Source organism: Nonomuraea sp. NBC_00507, assembly GCF_036013525.1.
Lineage (GTDB): Bacteria > Actinomycetota > Actinomycetes > Streptosporangiales > Streptosporangiaceae > Nonomuraea.
Genome location: NZ_CP107853.1, coordinates 6,200,747 through 6,219,718 on the forward strand (window position 1 = coordinate 6,200,747; position 18,972 = coordinate 6,219,718).

17 protein-coding genes are annotated in these 18,972 nt (G+C 70.4%); 7 read left to right on the forward strand and 10 right to left on the reverse strand.

The annotated features are described in order from the left end of the window. The first annotated feature begins 176 nt into the window (after positions 1-176). From OHA25_RS30005 to OHA25_RS30030, 6 genes are all read left to right on the forward strand, one after another. Complete coding sequence (locus OHA25_RS30005; RefSeq protein ID WP_327590791.1) at positions 177-1,688, forward strand: phytoene desaturase family protein; 1,512 nt, start codon at positions 177-179, stop codon at positions 1,686-1,688. Between the two features lie 64 nt (positions 1,689-1,752). Next, the gene (locus tag OHA25_RS30010) at positions 1,753-2,451 is read left to right on the forward strand and encodes a response regulator transcription factor (RefSeq protein WP_327590792.1); all 699 of its coding nucleotides are present in this window, start codon (positions 1,753-1,755) and stop codon (positions 2,449-2,451) included. Further along, positions 2,448-3,854 carry a sensor histidine kinase gene (locus OHA25_RS30015; protein ID WP_327590793.1) on the forward strand — a complete coding sequence of 469 codons (1,407 nt, stop codon included), beginning with the start codon at positions 2,448-2,450 and terminating at the stop codon, positions 3,852-3,854. Before OHA25_RS30010 ends, OHA25_RS30015 begins: the two co-directional genes overlap by 4 nt. 24 nt (positions 3,855-3,878) lie before the next feature. Next, positions 3,879-5,054: a bifunctional glycosyltransferase family 2/GtrA family protein gene (locus tag OHA25_RS30020; RefSeq protein ID WP_327590794.1), complete on the forward strand. Its 1,176-nt coding sequence runs from the start codon at positions 3,879-3,881 to the stop codon at positions 5,052-5,054. Then, positions 5,051-7,018, forward strand: a complete 1,968-nt coding sequence (locus OHA25_RS30025) for a glycosyltransferase family 39 protein (protein WP_327590795.1) — start codon at positions 5,051-5,053, stop codon at positions 7,016-7,018. Before OHA25_RS30020 ends, OHA25_RS30025 begins: the two co-directional genes overlap by 4 nt. A gap of 217 nt (positions 7,019-7,235) precedes the next feature. After that, entirely contained in the window at positions 7,236-7,796 is a 561-nt protein-coding gene (locus tag OHA25_RS30030) for a DUF16 domain-containing protein (RefSeq protein ID WP_327590796.1), read from the forward strand. A gap of 64 nt (positions 7,797-7,860) precedes the next feature. Here OHA25_RS30030 and OHA25_RS30035 read toward each other — a convergent pair whose 3' ends face one another. The 5 genes from OHA25_RS30035 to OHA25_RS30055 all read right to left on the reverse strand — a co-directional run bounded on the left by OHA25_RS30035 (position 7,861) and on the right by OHA25_RS30055 (position 11,399). Then, positions 7,861-8,127: a hypothetical protein gene (locus OHA25_RS30035; RefSeq protein ID WP_305921852.1), complete on the reverse strand. Its 267-nt coding sequence runs from the start codon at positions 8,125-8,127 to the stop codon at positions 7,861-7,863. Between the two features lie 69 nt (positions 8,128-8,196). Beyond that, the gene (locus OHA25_RS30040; protein WP_327590797.1) at positions 8,197-9,048 is read right to left on the reverse strand and encodes a helix-turn-helix domain-containing protein; all 852 of its coding nucleotides are present in this window, start codon (positions 9,046-9,048) and stop codon (positions 8,197-8,199) included. A 57-nt stretch (positions 9,049-9,105) separates the two neighbouring features. After that, positions 9,106-9,366 (reverse strand): hypothetical protein, encoded by a 261-nt coding sequence (locus OHA25_RS30045; protein WP_305921854.1) that lies wholly within the window; start codon positions 9,364-9,366, stop codon positions 9,106-9,108. Between the two features lie 94 nt (positions 9,367-9,460). Then, a complete protein-coding gene (locus OHA25_RS30050) occupies positions 9,461-10,474 on the reverse strand; it encodes a phosphotransferase family protein (RefSeq protein ID WP_327590798.1) in 1,014 nt (337 codons plus the stop codon). Positions 10,475-10,592: 118 nt separating this feature from the next. Continuing rightward, positions 10,593-11,399, reverse strand: coding sequence for a GNAT family N-acetyltransferase (locus tag OHA25_RS30055; protein WP_327590799.1), 807 nt, complete (start codon positions 11,397-11,399; stop codon positions 10,593-10,595). Between the two features lie 57 nt (positions 11,400-11,456). On the opposite strand from OHA25_RS30055, the gene OHA25_RS30060 reads away from it, so the two are divergent. Beyond that, positions 11,457-12,338 (forward strand): ROK family protein, encoded by an 882-nt coding sequence (locus OHA25_RS30060; RefSeq protein ID WP_327590800.1) that lies wholly within the window; start codon positions 11,457-11,459, stop codon positions 12,336-12,338. A gap of 27 nt (positions 12,339-12,365) precedes the next feature. On the opposite strand, the gene OHA25_RS30065 is transcribed toward OHA25_RS30060, so the two are convergent. Genes OHA25_RS30065 through OHA25_RS30085 form a run of 5 tightly spaced genes read right to left on the reverse strand, consistent with a single transcriptional unit; the run spans position 12,366 to position 18,937 of the window. Then, positions 12,366-14,060 (reverse strand): acyclic terpene utilization AtuA family protein, encoded by a 1,695-nt coding sequence (locus tag OHA25_RS30065; protein WP_327590801.1) that lies wholly within the window; start codon positions 14,058-14,060, stop codon positions 12,366-12,368. After that, the gene (locus OHA25_RS30070) at positions 14,057-14,818 is read right to left on the reverse strand and encodes an enoyl-CoA hydratase-related protein (protein WP_327590802.1); all 762 of its coding nucleotides are present in this window, start codon (positions 14,816-14,818) and stop codon (positions 14,057-14,059) included. The genes OHA25_RS30065 and OHA25_RS30070 overlap by 4 nt, the downstream gene beginning before the upstream one ends. Beyond that, positions 14,815-16,722, reverse strand: coding sequence for an ATP-binding protein (locus tag OHA25_RS30075; RefSeq protein ID WP_327590803.1), 1,908 nt, complete (start codon positions 16,720-16,722; stop codon positions 14,815-14,817). Before OHA25_RS30075 ends, OHA25_RS30070 begins: the two co-directional genes overlap by 4 nt. Beyond that, complete coding sequence (locus OHA25_RS30080) at positions 16,719-18,308, reverse strand: acyl-CoA carboxylase subunit beta (RefSeq protein WP_327590804.1); 1,590 nt, start codon at positions 18,306-18,308, stop codon at positions 16,719-16,721. Before OHA25_RS30080 ends, OHA25_RS30075 begins: the two co-directional genes overlap by 4 nt. Then, positions 18,305-18,937 (reverse strand): TetR/AcrR family transcriptional regulator, encoded by a 633-nt coding sequence (locus OHA25_RS30085; protein WP_327590805.1) that lies wholly within the window; start codon positions 18,935-18,937, stop codon positions 18,305-18,307. The genes OHA25_RS30080 and OHA25_RS30085 overlap by 4 nt, the downstream gene beginning before the upstream one ends. Positions 18,938-18,972 lie beyond the last annotated feature (35 nt).

The following is an 18,972-nucleotide window of genomic DNA, read 5'->3' on the forward strand; positions in this document are numbered from 1 at the left end:
TGGAAGTTTACGGCATTTCCGGGGATCCGTAGGTCGCCGGGCCTCGGTGTTCCCCGTGAGGTGATGTTTCCTGGAACGTGCCGTCCCGAGCAGCATCGCATCGCGAGCCCGAGCCGATCAAGAAACCCTTCCCCCGGCGTTGACGAGGGTCGTGGTTTGGGCTTTAAAGTGCGGGGATGAGGTCGTATGACGTGATTGTCGCAGGGGGCGGGCACAACGGGCTGGTCGCGGCCGCCTACCTGGCCGGGGCCGGCCGGCGGGTCCTGGTGCTGGAGCGGTTGGACCATGCGGGCGGGCTGGCGATCTCGGCGCAGGCGTTCCCCGGCGTGGACGTGCGGCTGTCGCGCTACTCCTACCTGGTCAGCCTCCTGCCCTCGAGCATCGTCCGCGATCTAGGGCTAGACCTGGAGCTGCGGCGGCGCCGCTACGCCTCGTACACACCCACAGGTGACACCGGGCTGCTGGTCGACAACGAGGACGCGGCGCGTACGGCGGCCTCGTTCGCGGCCGTCACCGGCGGCGGAGCCGATCACAAGGCCTGGGACGACTTCTACGGCATGACCGCGCGGGTGGCGCGGGCCCTGGCCCCCACCCTGCTCGAACCCCTGCGCACCCCCGCTGAGATCGAGCGCCTGGTCGGCGCCGAAGCATGGCGTGAGCTGTTCCAGCGGCCGATCGGCGAGAGCGTCGACGAGCGGTTCGGCGACGACACCGTGCGCGGCGTCGTGCTCACCGACGCGCTCATCGGCACGTACGCCGATCCGGCCACCGACCTGCTGGCCAACCGGTGTTTCCTCTATCACGTGATCGGCGACGGCACCGGCGAGTGGAACGTGCCCGTCGGCGGCATGGGCGCGGTGTCCGGGGCGCTCGAGGCGGCGGCCCGGCGGGCGGGCGCCGAGATCAGGACCGGTGCGGAGATCATCGGGATCTCGCCGTCCGGTGAGGTCGCGTTCGTTGACGCGGACGGCGAGCACGCGGTGAACGGCGGGCATGTGCTGGTCAACCTGCCGCCCGCGGTGCTGGACCGGCTGCTCGGCAGGCCTGAGGCGGTGCCCGAAGGGGCGCAGCTGAAGGTCAACATGGTCCTCAGCAGGCTGCCGAGGCTGAAGGACACCTCCGTCGAACCGCGGGCGGCCTTCAGCGGGACGTTCCACATCAACGAGGGGCGCGACCAGCTGGCGACGGCGTACGCGCAGGCGGCGCGGGGGGAGATCCCGGCGCTGCCGCCGGCCGAGGTCTACTGCCATTCGCTGACCGACCCGTCGATCCTCGGGCCCGGGTTGAGGGGGAGGGCGGAGACGATGACGTTGTTCGGGCTCCACATGCCCGCCCGACTTTTCCGGAAAAATCCCGATAAGGCGCGTGACGATGCTCTCCGCGCCACCTTCGCCTCCATCAATTCCGTTCTCGCCGAGCCCATCGAGGACTGCCTGCTCCAAGCCCCCGACGGCACCCCGTGCGTGGAGGCCAAGAGCCCGGTGGACCTGGAACGGGAGGCCGGGCTGCCCGGCGGCCACATCTTCCACACCGACCTGAGCTGGCCGTACGCCGAAGAAGGCCAGGGTGGATGGGGCGTGGAGACCGAGCACGAGCGTATCCTCATGTGCGGCGCGGGCGCCCGCAGAGGCGGCGGCGTGAGCGGCATCGGCGGCCACAACGCCGCGATGGCCCTCCTCACGTCCTGATCCTCAGGAAACATGGGTGAGCGCGTTTATGAGCTTTTCATGATGAGCCCTTAGCGTTTGCACCATGAGTGAGCCCGCACGGTTGCTGGTGGTGGACGACGAGCCCGCGTTGCGCGAGGCGCTGCAGTCGAGCCTGGAGTTCGAAGGCTACAAGGTCGTCACGGCCAACGACGGGCAGGCGGCGCTGGACGAGCTCGCCCGCGAGTCCTATGACGCCGTGCTGCTCGACGTCATGATGCCCCGCCTCGACGGGCTGACCGCGTGCCGCAGGCTGCGTGGCTCGGGCAACCACATCCCCGTCCTCATGCTCACGGCTCGCGACGCGGTCGGCGACCGCGTGTCCGGGCTGGACGCCGGCGCCGACGACTACCTGGTCAAGCCGTTCGAGCTGGACGAACTGCTGGCCCGGGTCCGCGCCCTGCTGCGGCGAGGCGCGCTGAGCACGGGTCCTGAGGAGGACGGCACGCTGTCGTACGGCGACCTGCGCATGGACCCGGCGACCAGGGAGGTCACCCGGGGAGCGCGCCGGCTCGACCTGACCAGGACCGAATACCTGCTGATGGAGCTGTTCCTGGCGCATCCGCGTCAGGTGCTGACGCGGGATCAGATCCTGAGCGAGGTGTGGGGGTTCGACTTCGAGCCGACCTCCAACTCGCTCGACGTGTACGTGATGTATCTGCGGCGCAAGACCGAGGCCGGGGGTGAGCCACGGGTGATCCACACGGTGCGCGGGGTGGGTTATGTGCTCCGGACGTCGCCGTGAACTGGCGCAGCCTGCGCACCCGGCTCACCTTCCTGGTCGCGGCCGCGGTCGCACTGGCCATCGCGATCAGCGCGGGCGCGTGCTTCATGATCGTGCGCAAGCAGCTCTACGACCAGGTGGACCGGGAACTGAAGCCGAAGGCCAGCAGCAGTCTGCCCTGGCTGATGGAGAAGTGCGGGCCGGACCCGGCGCCTGCCGGCCCTTACGGCCCGCCGCAGTCGACCCAGATCATCTACAGTGACGGCCGTCCCACCTGCTACTACGGCTTCGCGCTGAAGGTCACGCCGGACGATATCCAGATCGCGCGGGAGGGCGGCCGGCCTCACATGCACAACGGGGTCGCCGAGGACGGCAGCCCCATGCGCATCCTCACCATCAACGTCGGCCCGGGCATGGCCGTCATGGACGCCCGGCCGATCGGTCACCTGCAGGACACCCTGCGCAATGTCGCGATGCTGCTCGGTTTCGTCTCCGCGCTCGGCGTGCTGGGCGCGGCCACCGCCGGCCTGCTCATCGCCCGCACGGCCCTGCGTCCCGTGGGACGGCTCACACACGCCGTCGAGCACATCGCGCAGACCGAGGACCTCGACACGCGCATCCCCGTCAAGGGCAACGACGAGATCGCCCGGCTCAGCTCCTCCTTCAACGCCATGACCACCGCGCTCGCCGGTTCTCGCGAACGCCAGAAACAGCTGGTCGCCGACGCCGGGCATGAGCTGCGCACCCCCCTGACGACCCTCCGTACCAACATCGACCTGCTGCTGCGCAGCGAGCAGACCGGCCGCAGCCTCGACCCCGATGCCAAGCGGCGCCTGCTGGTGAACGTGAAGGCGCAGTTCGCCGAGCTGTCCACGCTGGTCGCCGACCTGCTCCAGCTGGCCAGGGGTGACACCGAGCACGAGCCGCACGTCGAGCTGCCCTTCCATGAAGTGGTGACGGCGGCCGTGGAACGGGCCAGGCTGCGTGGCGCCGAGGTCGTCACGGACCTCACCCCTTGGTACGTCGTCGGCAGCGCCGCCTCGCTCGAACGCGCCGTGCTCAACCTCATCGACAACGCCGCCAAGTTCAGCCCCGACAGCCAGGTCGATGTTTCGCTGAAGGACGGCCGGCTGACCGTGCGCGACCACGGCCCGGGACTGCCCGAGGAGGAGCTGCCGCACGTCTTCGAGCGGTTCTGGCGCTCACCCTCCGCCCGTGGCCTGCCCGGATCCGGGCTCGGGCTGGCGATCGTCGCCCAGTCCGTCCAGGAGGCCGGCGGCAAGGTCAGCCTGGCGAACGCGCCGGGCGGCGGGGCGATCGCGACGATGGATCTCCCGGGAACTCTCAGCCGAGGCTCGGAATCGGAGACGCTGGAATCCTCCGGAACTCTCATCCGTACCTCAGAATCGGATAAGTCGCGTTAAAGGCGTGAACCGTGTGCTAGATGCATGCACACGACAGCAATCAGGACACGCCTGGTCGAGGTGGTCGTCCCGGTCTACAACGAGCAGCGGGCGTTGCGCGCGAGCGTCACCCGTCTGCACGCCTACCTGACCGGGAACTTTCCCTACGGTTTCCGGATCACCATCGCGGACAACGCCAGCACCGACAACACCTGGCAGATCGCCACCGAGCTGGCCGGGGAGCTCCCGCACGTGCGGGTCGTGCGCCTCGAGGAGAAGGGCCGCGGGCGGGCCCTGCGGCGGGTCTGGTCGCAGAGCGACGCCGACGTCGTCAGCTACATGGACGTGGACCTGTCCACCGATCTGGACGCGTTCCTGCCGCTCGTGGCGCCGCTGCTGTCGGGCCACAGCGACCTGGCCATCGGCACCCGGCTGGCACGCGCGTCGCGGGTCGAACGCGGCCCCAAGCGCGAGTTCATCTCCCGCTCGTACAACCTGCTGCTCCGCTCGGTGATGGGGGCCGGGTTCTCGGACGCGCAGTGCGGCTTCAAGGCCGTCCGTACGGAGATCGCCCAGGCCCTGCTGCCCGGGGTCGAGGACGAGGAGTGGTTCTTCGACACCGAGCTGCTGCTGCTGGCCGAGCGCCACGGGCTGCGCATCCACGAGGTGCCCGTGGACTGGGTGGACGATCCGGACAGCCGGGTCGACGTCTTCCGGACCGCCCTCGACGATCTGCGTGGCATGGCCCGGGTGGCGCGCAGGACGCTGTCCGGGGCCGCGCGCATCCCCGTGCCCACGCGGGTGCAGCGGGCCGAGCTGCCGAAGGGGATGGCCAGGCAACTGCCCAGGTTCGCGATCGTCGGGGTGGTCAGCACGCTGGCGTACCTGGCGCTGTACTCGCTGCTGCGGCTGCTCGTCTCGCCGCTGGCCGCCAACGCGGTCGCGCTGCTGGTCACGGCCGTGGCCAACACCGCCGCCAACCGGCGCTTCACCTTCGGCGTCACCGGCTCGGCGGGGGCGATGCGGCACCAGTTCGAAGGGCTGATCGCGTTCCTGGTCGGGCTGGCGCTCACCTCGGGCAGCCTGTCGCTGCTGCCTGACGGGGTCTCGCACGGGGTGGAGCTGCTCGCGGTCATCGTCGCGAACGCCGCCGCCACGCTCGTGCGCTTCCTGCTCCTGCGCGTGTGGGTCTTCAACCCGAAGCGGAGGACCGTACGATGACCGCCACCGCGCTGCGGCCCGCGCACCGGGCCGCCGAGAGCCGTTCCCTGCCCGCCCGCCTGTTCCTGGGCGCCGAGGGAGATCCTCGCTGGTCGCGACCCGCGTTGTGGGCGGTGCTGGCGACCGCGTCCGTGCTCTACACATGGGCGCTGAGCGGCAACGCCAACGCTTACTACGCCGCCGCCATCGTCTCGGGGACCCAGAGCTGGAAGGCGTTCTTCTTCGGCGCGCTCGACGCCGGGTCCTTCATCACCGTGGACAAGCCGCCGCTGGCCCTGTGGGTCATGGGGCTGTCGGCGCGGATCTTCGGCTACAGCACGTGGAGCATGCTGATCCCGCAGGCCCTGGCCGGCGTGGCGGCCGTCGGGCTGGTCCACTCCGCCGTGCGGCGGGCCTTCCCACAGGCGGGGGTACGGGCGGGACACGTGGCCGCGCTGGTCGCGGCCGTCGTCATGACGCTCACGCCGATCACCGTGGCGATCAACCGGGACAACAACCCCGACACGGTGCTCGTGCTGCTGCTGGTGCTGGCCGCCTGGTTCTGCCTGGAGTCGCTGCGGACCGGGCGGCTGCGGTCGCTGCTGTTCGCCGCGTTGTTCGTGGGGCTGGCGTTCAACGCCAAGATGTTGCAGGCGTACCTGGTGGTGCCGGCGTTCGGGGTGGCGTACCTGGCGTGTGTCCGGGTGTCGTGGCTCAAGCGGGTGGGGCATCTGCTGGCCGCGGGCGCGGTGCTGCTGGTGTCCAGCGTCTGGTGGATGGTCATCGTGGACCTGTGGCCGGCCGAGTCGCGGCCCTACATCGGCGGCTCGACCGACAACTCTGTCTGGGACCTGGTCATCGGCTACAACGGCCTCGGCCGGATCTTCGGCCAGGGCGGGCCCGGCGGCGGGGGCGGCGGCGGTGCAGGCTTCGGCGGGGAGTCCGGGGCCGGGCGGCTGTTCAACGACATCATGGCCGGGCAGATCTCCTGGCTACTGCCGTTCTGCTTGGCGGCGCTCGCGTTCGCGGTCGTGATGCGGGTGCGGCGCATGCCGTCCGAGGACGCGCCCTCGGGGGCGGCGTGGCTGGTGTGGGGCGGCTGGCTCGTCGTCCACTACGTGGTGTTCAGCTTCTCCAGCGGCACCTTCCATCCGTACTACACGACCGCCATGGCGCCTGCCGTGGCCGCGCTGAGCGGGATGGGCGTGATCGCCATGTGGCGGGCATACCGGCGGTCCCGGGCCTGGGCGTGGGTGCTGCCGCTCGCGGCGGCCGTGACCGGTGGCTGGTCGTTCACGGTGCTGCGTCGTACGCCGGACTGGGCGCCGTGGCTGGCCTGGGTCGTGCTCGGGGCGACCCTGGTGGCCGTGCTGGTGCTCATCCTGGCCCGGATGCGGGCGCAGGTCACGGTCAAGGTGGCGGCGATCGCGCTGGCGGCCACCGTGATCGCCGGGCTGGCGGGGCCGGCCGCGTACGCGGTCACCCCGCTGCAGTCCCAGGTGAACGGGACCAACCCGACGGCCGGGCCGGCGACGGGCGGCTTCGGGCGGGCGGGTGGCATGCCCGGCGGCGGTCAGTTCCCCGGCCGGCCGCCCGGACAGGACGGGACCACGCAGCGGCCTACCGGTGCTTCCATGCGAGGTGGGCCTGGGGGCGGGGTGAGCGACACCGTCGCCAAATACCTCGTCGCCAACCAAGGCAAGGCCACGTGGCTGGTCGCGGTGAGCAGCGCGCAGCAGGCGTCGTCCCTGATCTTGTCCACCGGCAAGCCGGTGATCGCCATGGGCGGCTTCACGGGCAGCGATCCGGCCATGACGGTGGAGCGGCTCAAGGAGCTCGTGTCGTCGGGACAGCTCCGTTATGTCATGGCGGGTGGTGATCAGGGTGGGCCCGGTGGCCGGGGGAACGCCGAGGTGACGAGTTGGGTGCAGGAGAACTGCACGGCGGTGGATGGGCAGGACGGTCTATACGACTGCACGACGTAATGACACAAGGGGCGCCGCGCGGTCGGCGCCCCAATTTTCTTCATCAGGAAATAGGTGGATTAGTCCGAATTTAGTGTCGTGATCTGCCCTCTGACCTGGAGAAACTTTTTTCGGATTCGTTTCCGGGCGGCGATCAGCGGAGTATTCTCGACGCAGTCGACGGGACCGGAGATGCGATAGATCCCCGGTCCCTCCCCCCAACCTACGGGAGATCATCTTGGGTTACAAGGAAATCGGCTGCGCGCTCGGCACCTCCCTCGACAACGACTTCATCCAGGTGCGCGCCGACCACGCCGAGCTGGCACAGGACCTCACCGAGCGGATCAACGGAGTGGCCAGCCGCGTCAAGACACTCGACGGGAAGGTGACCGTGCTCGATGAGCGGGTCACTCGGGTCGAAGACAAGGTCGACAAGCTCGACAAGCGGGTCGCCCGGGTCGAGGTCAAGGTCGACATGCTCGATGAGCGGGTCACTCGGGTCGAGGACAAGGTCGACAAGCTCGACGAGCGGGTCACTCGGGTCGAAGAGAAGGTCGACAAGCTCGACGCCAAGGTCGACAGGCTCGAAACGAAGATGGACGCCAAGTTCGAGCAGGTCGACGCGCGCTTCGAGCAGGTCGACGCGCGCTTCGAGCAGGTCGACGCCAGGTTCGACAGGCTGGAGTCGAAGGTGACCGATATGCAGGGGAGCCAGCTGGAGATGATGCAGATCCTCGTCGCCATCCAGCGCAAGCTCGACATCGACCGGCCCGACATCGACAAGGCCGACCTCAACTAACGCGTCCCCATGCCGAAGAGCGGGCCCGTCTGTGCCACGGGCCCGCTCTTCTCAACAGCCGACGTCAGGCGGGCAGGGCCGCGAGGAGGAAGGCGAGGCGAGCGGCGGCGGATTCCACGTCGTCGGTCGTGCCCAAGCGGTAACCCCACGACGTAATGAACGCCCCCTCGTCCGAACACGTCACGGTCTCCGCGAGCGTGGCCGAGAAGCGGTTGCGGACCGATACGTAGGCCGGATCGCTCGACAGCGCCAGGGTCTGGACGGACAGGTCGGCGTGACGACCTGCGTGCCAGGCGAACCGCTCGAGGCTGAGCGCGGTATCAAGCATCATGTGTCACCTCCGCATCGTCTCGCGCCAGAATTGCACGATCTTGCGGTGGGAGGCAAGCAATTGCGGCAGTTAATGTGGGTCTTGTTTACGGTAAGCGTGAAGAATGCGGATCAGAACCTCCCGCCCGCCCTCATCGAACTCGGCCACTTTCGCATAGGCGTCGAACGCGTTGACGTAGAAGGCGATGTCATCGGGATCGCGTAGGACCAGGTCTTTCGTCATGGTGGCCACGCCCACCATGGCGTCGTTGTAGATCCAGAACCCGTTGATCGGCGCGGACGGCAGCTCGGTGCCGAAGGGGATCACGCCGAACTCGACGTTCGGCAATGTGCTGACCGCGAGCAATCGATCAAGCTGGCCGCGCATGACGTCGGCCGGGGCCAGCGTGGTGTGCAACGCAGACTCCGGCACCACGAACCTGAAGGTCCTGCTCCGGTCGTACAGGATCTCCTGGCGCTGCATGCGCACCCGCACCGCCGCGTCGATCTGGTCGGCGGCGCTGTAGAGGCGCTTGACCTTGCGGAAGACGTGCCTGGCGTATTCGGCGGTCTGGAGCAGGCCCACGACGATGCCCGGCTCGAAGGCCCGGAACAGTTTGGTCCGGGCCTCGAGGTCCCGCATGTCCTCCTGAATGGCGGCCAGGCCGCTGCGGTAGCGCTGCTTCCAGCTGTCGTGCCGCTCCGCCAGGGCGATGACCTGCCTGATCAGCTCGTCGGTCGTGTCGGGCGTGGCGCTGACGGCCTGCGCCCACGCGACCACGTCATCCTCGGTAGGCGTCTGCCGGGCGTTCTCCAGACGTGAGACCTTGGACGGCTGCCAGCGCAGCCGCTCGGCCAGCTCTTTGCCCGACAGGTGGACGGCCTCGCGCAGCTGCCGTAGCTGACCGCCGAGGTCGATACGCGCCTGCTGAAACGACGTCACGCCGCAAGAGGCTAGTCCCGATTGCGTCGATCATGCCAGCTCCCGCCGCAATTGTGATCAACCGGTTGCCGTGGGTGTTTCTCCGCTGGTCGGGAAAGCGGTTGCCGCGCCGTCGGGCAGGACCCGGCGGGCGATTTCGGTGATGAGTTCGCGAGGGACCTCGACCGCGGTCTCGCCGTCGAGGACGTCGCGGAGGTCCGCGAGCGCCTCCGCGTCGGTGACTTCGAGTCCTTGTATGACGATGGTGCCGCGGTCGGTCTCGTACAGGGTGGGACAGGCGCCCGCCTCCGAGGTGGAGCCGAGGAACCGCATGCGCATGACGATCCTTCCCCGAAATATCAGTGCAATTGCGCGCAATTGTACGTCTCGGAGAGGAGCGATGATCGTGCTTTCCGAAAATTGCGATATACGGTCAGCCGAGAACGCCGTCCCTGAACTCCCGCGCCCGCTCGAACAACTCCAGCGTCGTCGCGTGCAGCAGGTCGCCGATGTCCTTGGGCGCCTTGCCGGCGAACGCCCGGGCGTGCGTGCCCTCCAGCACGATGCCGAGCTTGAAGCAGGCCATGACCGCGTACCAGTCGATCGCCGACAGGTCGCGCTCGGACAGCGCCGCGTAGTAGGCGACGAGCTCCTGCGGCGACGGCAGCCCGGGCACGTGGCCGTTGTTGACGGGCCAGGTGGCCAGCAGCCAGCCCAGGTCGAGCAGCGGGTCGCCGATCGTGCACATCTCCCAGTCCACGATCGCGGCCACGCGGGGGCCGTCGCAGGCGAACATGAGGTTCGCGAAGTGGAAGTCGCCGTGCATGATGCCGGGCGTGAACGATCGGGGGAGGTGGCGGGTCAGCCAGTCGGCGGTCTCGCGCAGGCCGGGGATGTCGGGGCCGGGGTAGCCGTCGAGGTCACCGTAGGAGTCGAGCTCCTTGAGCCAGCGCGGCACCTGCCGCTCCAGGAAACCCTCGGGCCGGCCGAAGCCCGGCAGCACCCCCGGATCGACCCGCCCCAGCTCGGCCAGCGCGGCGGCGGCCTCGAGCCCCATCCGGTGCCTGATCGCCGGGTCGGACGCGTGCGGCTCGGGCAGCCCCACCGACGGGTTGAACCCGTCGACCGGCTCCATCAGGTAGAAGACCGGCTCCCGCGCCGTCTGCGCGGCCACCAGCACGGGAGCGGGGACCGGCGTGTCACGCAGCGCCGCCAGCAGCCGCGCCTCGCGGCGCAGCACCTCGTTGCTCTTCTGCCGGGCGTGCAGGGGCGGGCGGCGCAGGATGTACGGGCGGCCGCCGCGTTCGAGCCGCACCATGACGTTCTGCGTGCCGCCGAGGACCGGCGCCACACCCGTGATCGGACCTCCAGGCAACCCTTGGCCGTCCATCCACGCGCCGAGCGCGTCGAAGTCGATGGCGCCGACGTCGATGTGGGTGGAGGTCATGTACCGCCCCTCGAAGGCCAGTTCGCGCATGCACAAAGCCGCCGGGCCGCCGCCGGCCGGCCGACTACCGGACAGAACGATATTCTGGTGGTGACCCTATGAAGGCGCCGCGCCCCGGTCAACCCAGGGCCTGCATGAACGGCAGAAACTGGCGGGCGGGATCGCCGGGCAGGCCGCTGCCACGCACCATGCGCGAGACCTGCCACGAACTGGTGACGCCGTGCTCGGCCGCCCACCTGATCATGGACTCGCGGGTGAGGTCGAAGTCCATCCGCACCTCGCCCTCCGCCCCCAGAGCCAGGTCGCCGATGAGCGCCCGCGCGGTCTCCTCGTCCCGCGCCACGACGGGGCCGATGACCGTGTTGTCGTCGTTGCGCCAGCGGTGACCGAAACCGCCGTCGGCGATCCTGACCTCCTCGCCGAAGGTGAACATGCGGCGCAACACCGCGGACCTGTCCGTTCCCAGCGCCTCGGCGTCCAGTGCCAGGATCGTGCCGAGGTCGTCCGAGGTTGCGGGGCGCGTCCGGCCGGAGGGTTCGCCGCTGAAGTGGCCCGCGTGCTTGCCCGCCGTGCGGACGACGCGGAAGCCAAGTCGTTCGTAGAGTGGTCGGCCGTACTCGGTGGCGTAGAGGGAGACCGTCCGGTCCCCGGCCCGCTCCAGCACGTGCTCCATGAGGCGGAGGCCCAGGCCGCGCCTGCCGAACCTGGAAGCCGTGAGCACCATGCTGATCACGGCGTGGTCGTCGCCGTAGCAGGTCAGGATGTTCGTCGCGGCCAGGCCGTCGCCGTCCGGCGCGTCGATGCCGTACGGCTCGCCGACCTCGAGCAGCAGGCCCCACTTGTGCTGTTCGGGCAGCCAGCCGCGGTCCTTGGCCAGACGCGTGCAGTCGTCCAGGTCGTCGAGAGTGAGACGGCGAGGGGTCATAGGGGACATCTTTCTCTATGGGGGATGCTGATCTCAAAGTGATTGTTGGAGGGCGGGATGGAATGCGTTGCGGCGGTCGATGTCGGCGGGACCACCATGAAAGGTGGACTTGTCGCCCGTGACGGGACGATCCTCTACGCCGAGCGCCGGCCCACGCCGCGCGCGGAAGGGGCGGAGCGGGTGATCGCCGCCATCTCGGCCTTCGTCAGCGACCTGTGCGGCCCGCGGGCCGGGATGCGGCCGGTGGCCGTGGGGCTGGCGGTGCCGGGGCTCGTCACGGCCACGCACGCGGTCTTCTCCGCGGCGTTCGGGTGGCGAGACGTTCCGGTCTCCGCGTTCACGGACGTCGACCTGCCCGTGGTGCTGGGGCATGACGTGCGGGCCGCGGGGGAGGCCGAGCTGGTCTACGGAGTGGGTGGCAGGGATGTGTTGTTCCTGCCCATCGGCACGGGCATCGCGGGCGCGGTCGTCCTGTCGGGCTCCCCGTACGGGGGCGCGGGCGGATGGGCGGGGCAGATCGGGCACATCCCGGTCCGGCCGGACGGGCTGCCGTGCGGGTGCGGGCAGCAAGGCTGCCTGGCGGCCTACGCATCGGCCGGGGCCATCGCGGCGCGATGCGGCGAGCCGTCGGCCGAGCACGTTCTCCGCAGGATGCGGCAAGGGGACGATGCAGCGGCCGAGGTATGGCGGGAGGCGGTCGAGGCGCTCGCCCTGGCGCTGGCCACGTACACGCTGCTGCTGGATCCGGCACTCGTCGTCATCGGCGGCGGACTGTCGCAGGCGGGTGAGGCCCTGCTGGAGCCGGTACGCGCCCGCCTGGCCGAGCGCCTCGCCTTCCGTCCAGCTCCGGACGTGCGCGCCTCCCGGCTCGGCGTGCAGGCCGGCCTGTTGGGGGCGGGGCTGCTGGGGTGGCGGGCGCACCGCACGGACGCGCGCTGAATGGAGGCCGGGCGGGGCGGCCGGCCCTCAGGGGCCGGGCAGGAGCATGGCGGGGATATCGGTGAGCTGGGCGCGTAGTTCCTCGCCCAGGGCCTTGGCCTGCGGATCCATCCGCGGGCTCGCCGCCACGCCCCGGCCCAGCAGGCCGTGGACGACGAAGTTGAGCGCCAGGATGTTCGGCAGCTCGAAACGCTCGATCCGGTACGGAGCCAGGGCCGGGAGCAGTTTCCTGAGCGTGGCGATTGTGAGATGGCCGGCCAGCCAGCCGTACCGGTCGGCGGTGTCCGCCCAGACCCCCAGGTTCGCGTTGCCGCCTTTGTCGCCCGACCGAGCCCCGGCGACCCGCCCCAGCGGCGCCCGCACCACGGGACCGTCGACCCTGGACGTCACGTCGCGCTGCGCGGGGGCCGGGAGCGGCTGCGCGGCCGTCGCGGTGTGGGAGGCCGCGTCAGCGAGGGTCAGCTCGTCGCCGTTCATGAACACCCGAGGCCGGACCTCGGCGGCCGGGACGAGGACCGGCCAGTACACGCCGTACGGCGAGGCGTCGCCCGGCGGCGTCAGCCCGTAGAAGCCCGGATAGCTGGACAGCCCCGTCTCCACCACGGCCGAGGAGAAGGCCCGGCCGGCCGTGCGCCGGTCGGCGTCCATGACCGTGATCCGCAGCAGCCCGCCGTCGGTCAGCGTCACGTCCACCTGGTCGAACGACTCACGCGGGATCCGCGCCCAGATCGCCTCCTCCGCGACCCTGGCCTTCGCCTCCACGTCCAGCCCCGTCAGCACGAGCGTCATCGTATTGCGGTAGCCGGCCAGGTAGTTGACCGCGACCTTGAGCGTGTCCGGCGGCGGCTCCCCCCGGACCCCGGACACGAGCACCCGGTCCGGCCCGTCCTCGGACAACGTGATCGTGTCGAACCTCGCCACCACATCCGGACCGGGATAACGCGGGCCGCCGATCTCGTAGACGAGCTGCGCGGTCACCGTGCCGATCGAGACCAGGCCACCCGTGCCCGGATGCTTGGTGATCACGGCCGACCCGTCGGCCCGCAGCTCGGCGATCGGGAAGCCGCAGTGAGCCAGGTCGGGCACCCGTTGGAAGAACGCGTAGTTGCCCCCGGTCGCCTGGCAGCCGCACTCGATGACGTGCCCGGCGACCACCGAGCCGGCCAGCGCGTCCAGATCGCCGGGACCCCAGCCGTACCGCCACATGCCCGGCCCGGTGACCAGCGCCGCGTCCGTCACCCTGCCGGTCACCACCACGTCCGCCCCCGCCGACAACGCGGCCGCGATGGGGCGCCCGCCCAGGTACGCGTTCGCGGTCAGCGGGGTCGCGTCGAGCCGCTCACCGGTGTCGGCGTTGACCAGGTCGAGCGGCCGGCCGGTGAGGTCGTCGCCGGTGACGTGCGCGACCCTGGGGGACAGGCCGAGCCGGGCGGCCAGCTCATGCACGGCCTCGGCGCACCCCGCCGGGTCCAGGCCGCCCGCGTTCGAGACGATCTTGATGCCTCGGTCGAGGCAAGGGCCGAGGACGTCCTCCAGCTGCCGCAGGAACGTGGGCGCGTAGCCGGGACGGCCCTTGAGCCGGTTGCCCGCCAGGATGAGCATGGTCAGCTCGGCCAGCCAGTCCCCGGTCAGCACGTCGATCGGCCCGCCCTCGACCATCTCCCGCGCCGCCGAGAGCCGGTCGCCGTAGAAGCCGCTGCAGTTCGCGATCCGCAGCGTCACGGGGACGCCCACTTCGGAGGGCGTTTGTCCCAGAATGCCGCGATGCCCTCCTGGCCCTCCTCCGAGGTGAACCGCTCGGCGGACAGCTCCGCCATGCGTCGCAGCCCGTCCGCGAACGACAGCTGAGGCACCTCCCTGACCAGCCGCTTGGTGATCGCCAGCGCCTCCGGCCCGCCCTTGATCAGCAGCTCGGTGTAGTGCGCGACCGTCGCGTCCAGCTCCTCCTCCGGCACGGCCCGCGACAGCAGCCCGATCTCGGCGGCCCTGGCGGCGTCGAACACCTCGCCGGTCAGGAAGTATTCAGCGGCTGCCCGGGGATCGAGCCGCCTGAGCACCGGTACGGAGATCATGGCGGGCACGACGCCGAGGCGTACCTCCGTGAACGCGAACGACGCCGTCAGCGGCGCGATCGCGAAGTCGCAGGAGGCCACCAGCCCCAGGCCGCCTGCACGGGCGGTGCCGTTCAGCCGGCAGACGACCGGCTTCGGGCTCTCCCAGAGCAGCGTGAAGATCTCCGGGAGCGACGCCGTCACCGGAGCGCCCGCCCCCTTCTGCTCCTTCAGATCGGCGCCCGAGCAGAACACGGTCCCGGTGGCGGTCAGCACGATCACCCGGGCCGCGGGCTCGGCCAGCGCCCAGGTGAGCGCCTCCATGAGGTCGGCGAGCAGGCGTGTGGACAGGGCGTTGCGGTTGTGCGGCGAGTCCAGCGTGACGGTGGCGACGCCGTCCGCCAGATCCTTGCGCACGAGGCTCGTCATTGGTCCCCCTCCTGAATGATCGCCAGTACGGCGCCCGCCTCGACCTGCTGTCCCTTCTCGACGTGCACGCCGGAGACCACGCCGTCGGCCGGGGCGGCGATCCGATGCTCCATCTTCATCGCCTCCAGCACCAGCACCGACTGGCCCTTCGTCACGCGGTCGCCGGCCGCCACCTCGACTCTGAGCACGCTGCCCGGCATCGGGGCCAGCAGGGATCCCGGTGCGACGCGCTCGACGGGCTCGGGCAGGCGCGGTACCGGGGTCAGCTCGGCGTGGCCGCCGGGATGATCCACGTAGACGGTGCCGCCCTCGTCGTACTGGGCGATCTCGAACGTGTGCCGGACGCCGTCGCGTTCCAGGACCACCTGGTGCGGCTCGGCGCTGATCGTGACGACGCCGCCGGGCAGAGGGTCGTAGACGACCTCTGCCCCGGCGAAGCCGGCCCTGCGGGGCTGGGAACGGACGTTGCGCCAGCCGCTCGGCAGGCCGGCCAGCACGCGGGCGCGGCGGCGGTTCGCGGCGGCCAGGGCGAGGGCGGCGGCCAGCGCGGGCAACTCGTCGGCCCGCTCAGCGGCGTCAGCGCCGACGGGACCGCCGGGAGCCAGGGCGTCAGCGCCGACGGGACCGCCGGGAGCCAGGAAGCCGGTGTGGGTGTCACCGGCCACGAAAGCCGGATTTGTCAGGATTTTCAGCAACAAATCGCGATTGGTGGTGAGGCCGTGTAGCCGCGCTCCCCGCAGCGCCGCCACCAGCTTCCGCAGCGACGCCGCCCGGGACGAGCCGTGCGCGATCACCTTGGCCAGCATCGGGTCGTAGTACGGCGAGACGACCGATCCCGACTCGACCCCCGAATCCACCCGCACGTCCCCGCCGATCTCGAACCGCCGCAACACCCCCGACTGCGGCAGACAGTCTCCGTCCTCCGCATACAGCCGCACTTCCACGGCATGCCCGGACGGATCGGGCGGCACGGGCGGCAGCGCGGCGCCCTCGGCCACCTCCAGCTGCAACCGCACGAGGTCGACACCGTAGACCAGCTCGGTGACCGGATGCTCGACCTGCAGCCTGGTGTTCATCTCCAGGAACGCCACCCGATCGCCCTTGACCAGGAACTCCACCGTCCCGGCCCCGACGTACCCGATCGTGCGCGCGGCCCTGACCGCGGCCTCGCACAGCCGCTCCCGCAGCTCGGGCGAGATGCCCGGCGAGGGGCACTCCTCGACGACCTTCTGGTGCCGCCGCTGCACGCTGCACTCCCGTTCGCCCAGCGCCCACACGCTCCCGTGCGTGTCGGCCAGCACCTGCACCTCGACGTGCCTGGCCCGCTCCAGCAGCGGCTCGGCGAACACGGCCGGGTCGCCGAAGGCCGACTCCGCCTCCCGCCGCGCGGACTCGACCTCCCGCGCCAGCTCGCGGGCCTCCCGTACGATCCGCATGCCGCGTCCGCCCCCACCGGCCGACGCCTTCACCAGCAGCGGGAACTCGGCGGGCGCGGTCAGGTCGAGGGAGGGCAGGACCGGGACCCCGGCCTCCTCCATCAGCCGCTTCGCCGTGATCTTCGTCCCCATGGCCTCAATGGCCGCGGGCGGCGGGCCCACCCAGGTCAGCCCCGCAGCCAGCACCGCCTGCGCGAACGCGGCGTTCTCCGACAGGAAGCCGTAACCGGGATGCACCGCGTCCGCCCCGGACGCCCGGCAGGCCTCGAGAATGCGGTCCGCGGCCAGGTAGGTCTCGGCGGGGCGGGCGCCGCGCAGCCGTACCGCGAGGTCGGCCTCGGCAACGTGCGGCGCGTCCGCGTCGGGGTCGGCGAAGACGGCGACCGTGGAGATGCCGAGCGACCTGCAGGTACGGAAGACGCGGCGGGCGATCTCGCCCCGGTTCGCGACGAGCAGACGGGTGATCATGGCCGGAACACCCCGAATCCCCTGGGCTCCGGGACCGGGGCGCTGTTGATCGCCGACAGGCACATGCCCAGCACCGTACGCGTGTCACGCGGATCGATCACGCCGTCGTCGTAGAGCCGTCCCGACAGGAAGAACGGCAGCGACTCCGCCTCGATCTGGGCCTCCACCATGGCACGCATCGCCGCGTCGGCCTCCTCGTCGTAGACCTGCCCCTTGGCCTGCGCCGATGCCCGCCCCACGAGGGACAACACCCCCGCCAGCTGCGCCGGGCCCATCACCGCCGACTTGGCGCTCGGCCAGCTGAACAGGAAGCGGGGCTCGTAGGCGCGCCCGCACATGCCGTAGTTGCCCGCGCCGTACGAGGCTCCCATCACGATCGTCAGGTGCGGGACGGTCGAGTTGGAGACCGCGTTGATCATCATGGCGCCGTGCTTGATGATGCCGCCCTGCTCGTAGTCCTTGCCGACCATGTAGCCGGTCGTGTTCTGCAGGAAGAGCAGCGGGGTGCGGGACTGGTTCGCCAACTGGATGAACTGTGTGGCCTTCTGCGACTCCTCGCTGAACAACACGCCGCGCGCGTTGGCCAGCACGCCCACCGGGTAGCCGTGGATCCGCGCCCATCCCGTCACCAGCGAGGCCCCGTACAGCGGCTTGAACTCCTCGAAGTCGCTCCCGTCCACCACCCTGGCGATCACCTCGCGCGGGTCGAACGGCACCTTGAGGTCCTCGGGCACGATGCCCAGCAACTCGTCAGCCGGATATTCCGGATCCCGCACGGGGAGTGGGGTGAGTCCTTGCTTGCGCCAGTTGAGCGACCGTACGATGCGCCGCCCGATCCTGAGCGCGTCGTGCTCGTCCTGGGCGAGGTAGTCGGCGAGCCCGCTGACCTTGGCGTGCATCTCCGCCCCGCCCAGCGACTCGTCGTCGGACTCCTCCCCGGTCGCCATCTTGACCAGCGGCGGGCCGCCCAGGAACACCTTTGCGCGATCCCGCACCATCACCACGTAGTCGCTCATTCCGGGCACATACGCGCCGCCGGCCGTGGAGTTGCCGAAGACCAGCGCGACGGTCGGGATGCCGGCGGCCGACAGCCTCGTCAGGTCCCGGAAGACGCGGCCGCCCGGAATGAAGATCTCCTTCTGCGTCGGCAGATCCGCGCCGCCGCTCTCGACCAGGTTCACGTAGGGGAGGCGGTTCTGCAGCGCGATGTCCGCGGCCCGCAGCGACTTCTTCAGCGTCCACGGATTCGACGCCCCGCCGCGGACCGTGGGGTCGTTCGCCGTGATCACGCATTCGACCCCTTCGATCACCCCGATCCCGGCGACCATCCCGGCTCCGACCTGGAACTCGCTGCCCCAGGCCGCCAGCGGCGACAGCTCGAGGAACGGTGAGTCCGGGTCGACGAGCAGCTCGATGCGCTCCCTGGCCGGCAGCTTGCCCCGCCTGCGGTGCCGCTCGACGTACGTCTCCCCGCCCCCGGCCACCGCCTTGGCGTGCTCGGCGTCGAGCTCGGCCAGCTTGGCCAGCATCGCCTCGCGCCGCTGCCGGTATTCGTCGCCGTGCGGGTCGATCCTGCTCCTGATCATGAGCCCTCCGTAGTTGACGTTCGCGTCAACCCGATGGCCTGCGCCCACAGCCGCGTCAGATGATCGACGGCCAGCTCCTCGTCAGCCTGTTCGCCGAGATCAAGCCAGACATGAGCGAAATGCTCCACCATCCCGCCCAGCATGATGGCGGTGAGCCTCGGATCCAGCGCCGGATCGGCCAGCCCCTGCTCCTGCAGCCGCCGCAGCCCGTCCGCGCCGCGCCGCACGAACACCTCGCGCAGCTCCAGCAGCAGCCTGCCGAACCTGTCCTCGGCAACGGCCGCCTGCTCCACCATCCGGACCAGCCGCGAGTTCGCCGCCCACGCCCGCAGATAGAGCCGGTTGGCCGCCTCGATGCGCGCGTACGGGTCGCCTGAGGTCGTGTCCCCGACGACGCTGGCCGCGAACATCTCCCCGACCACTGCCTCCGCCACCTCGCCGAACAGCGCTTCCTTGGAGCCGAAGTAGGTGTAGAAGGAGCCGTGCGAGACTCCGGCGCGGCGGCACACGTCGTCGATCCGCACGGCGTCGTATCCGTGCTCCTCGAACGCCGCGCGCCCGGCCTCCAGCAACGCGGCCCGCGTCCGCTTGCCGCGCGGCGTCAGTACCGGCGACGACCTGACGATCACGTCAACTACGGTAGCCGCCAGGTCGTGTGACGGGA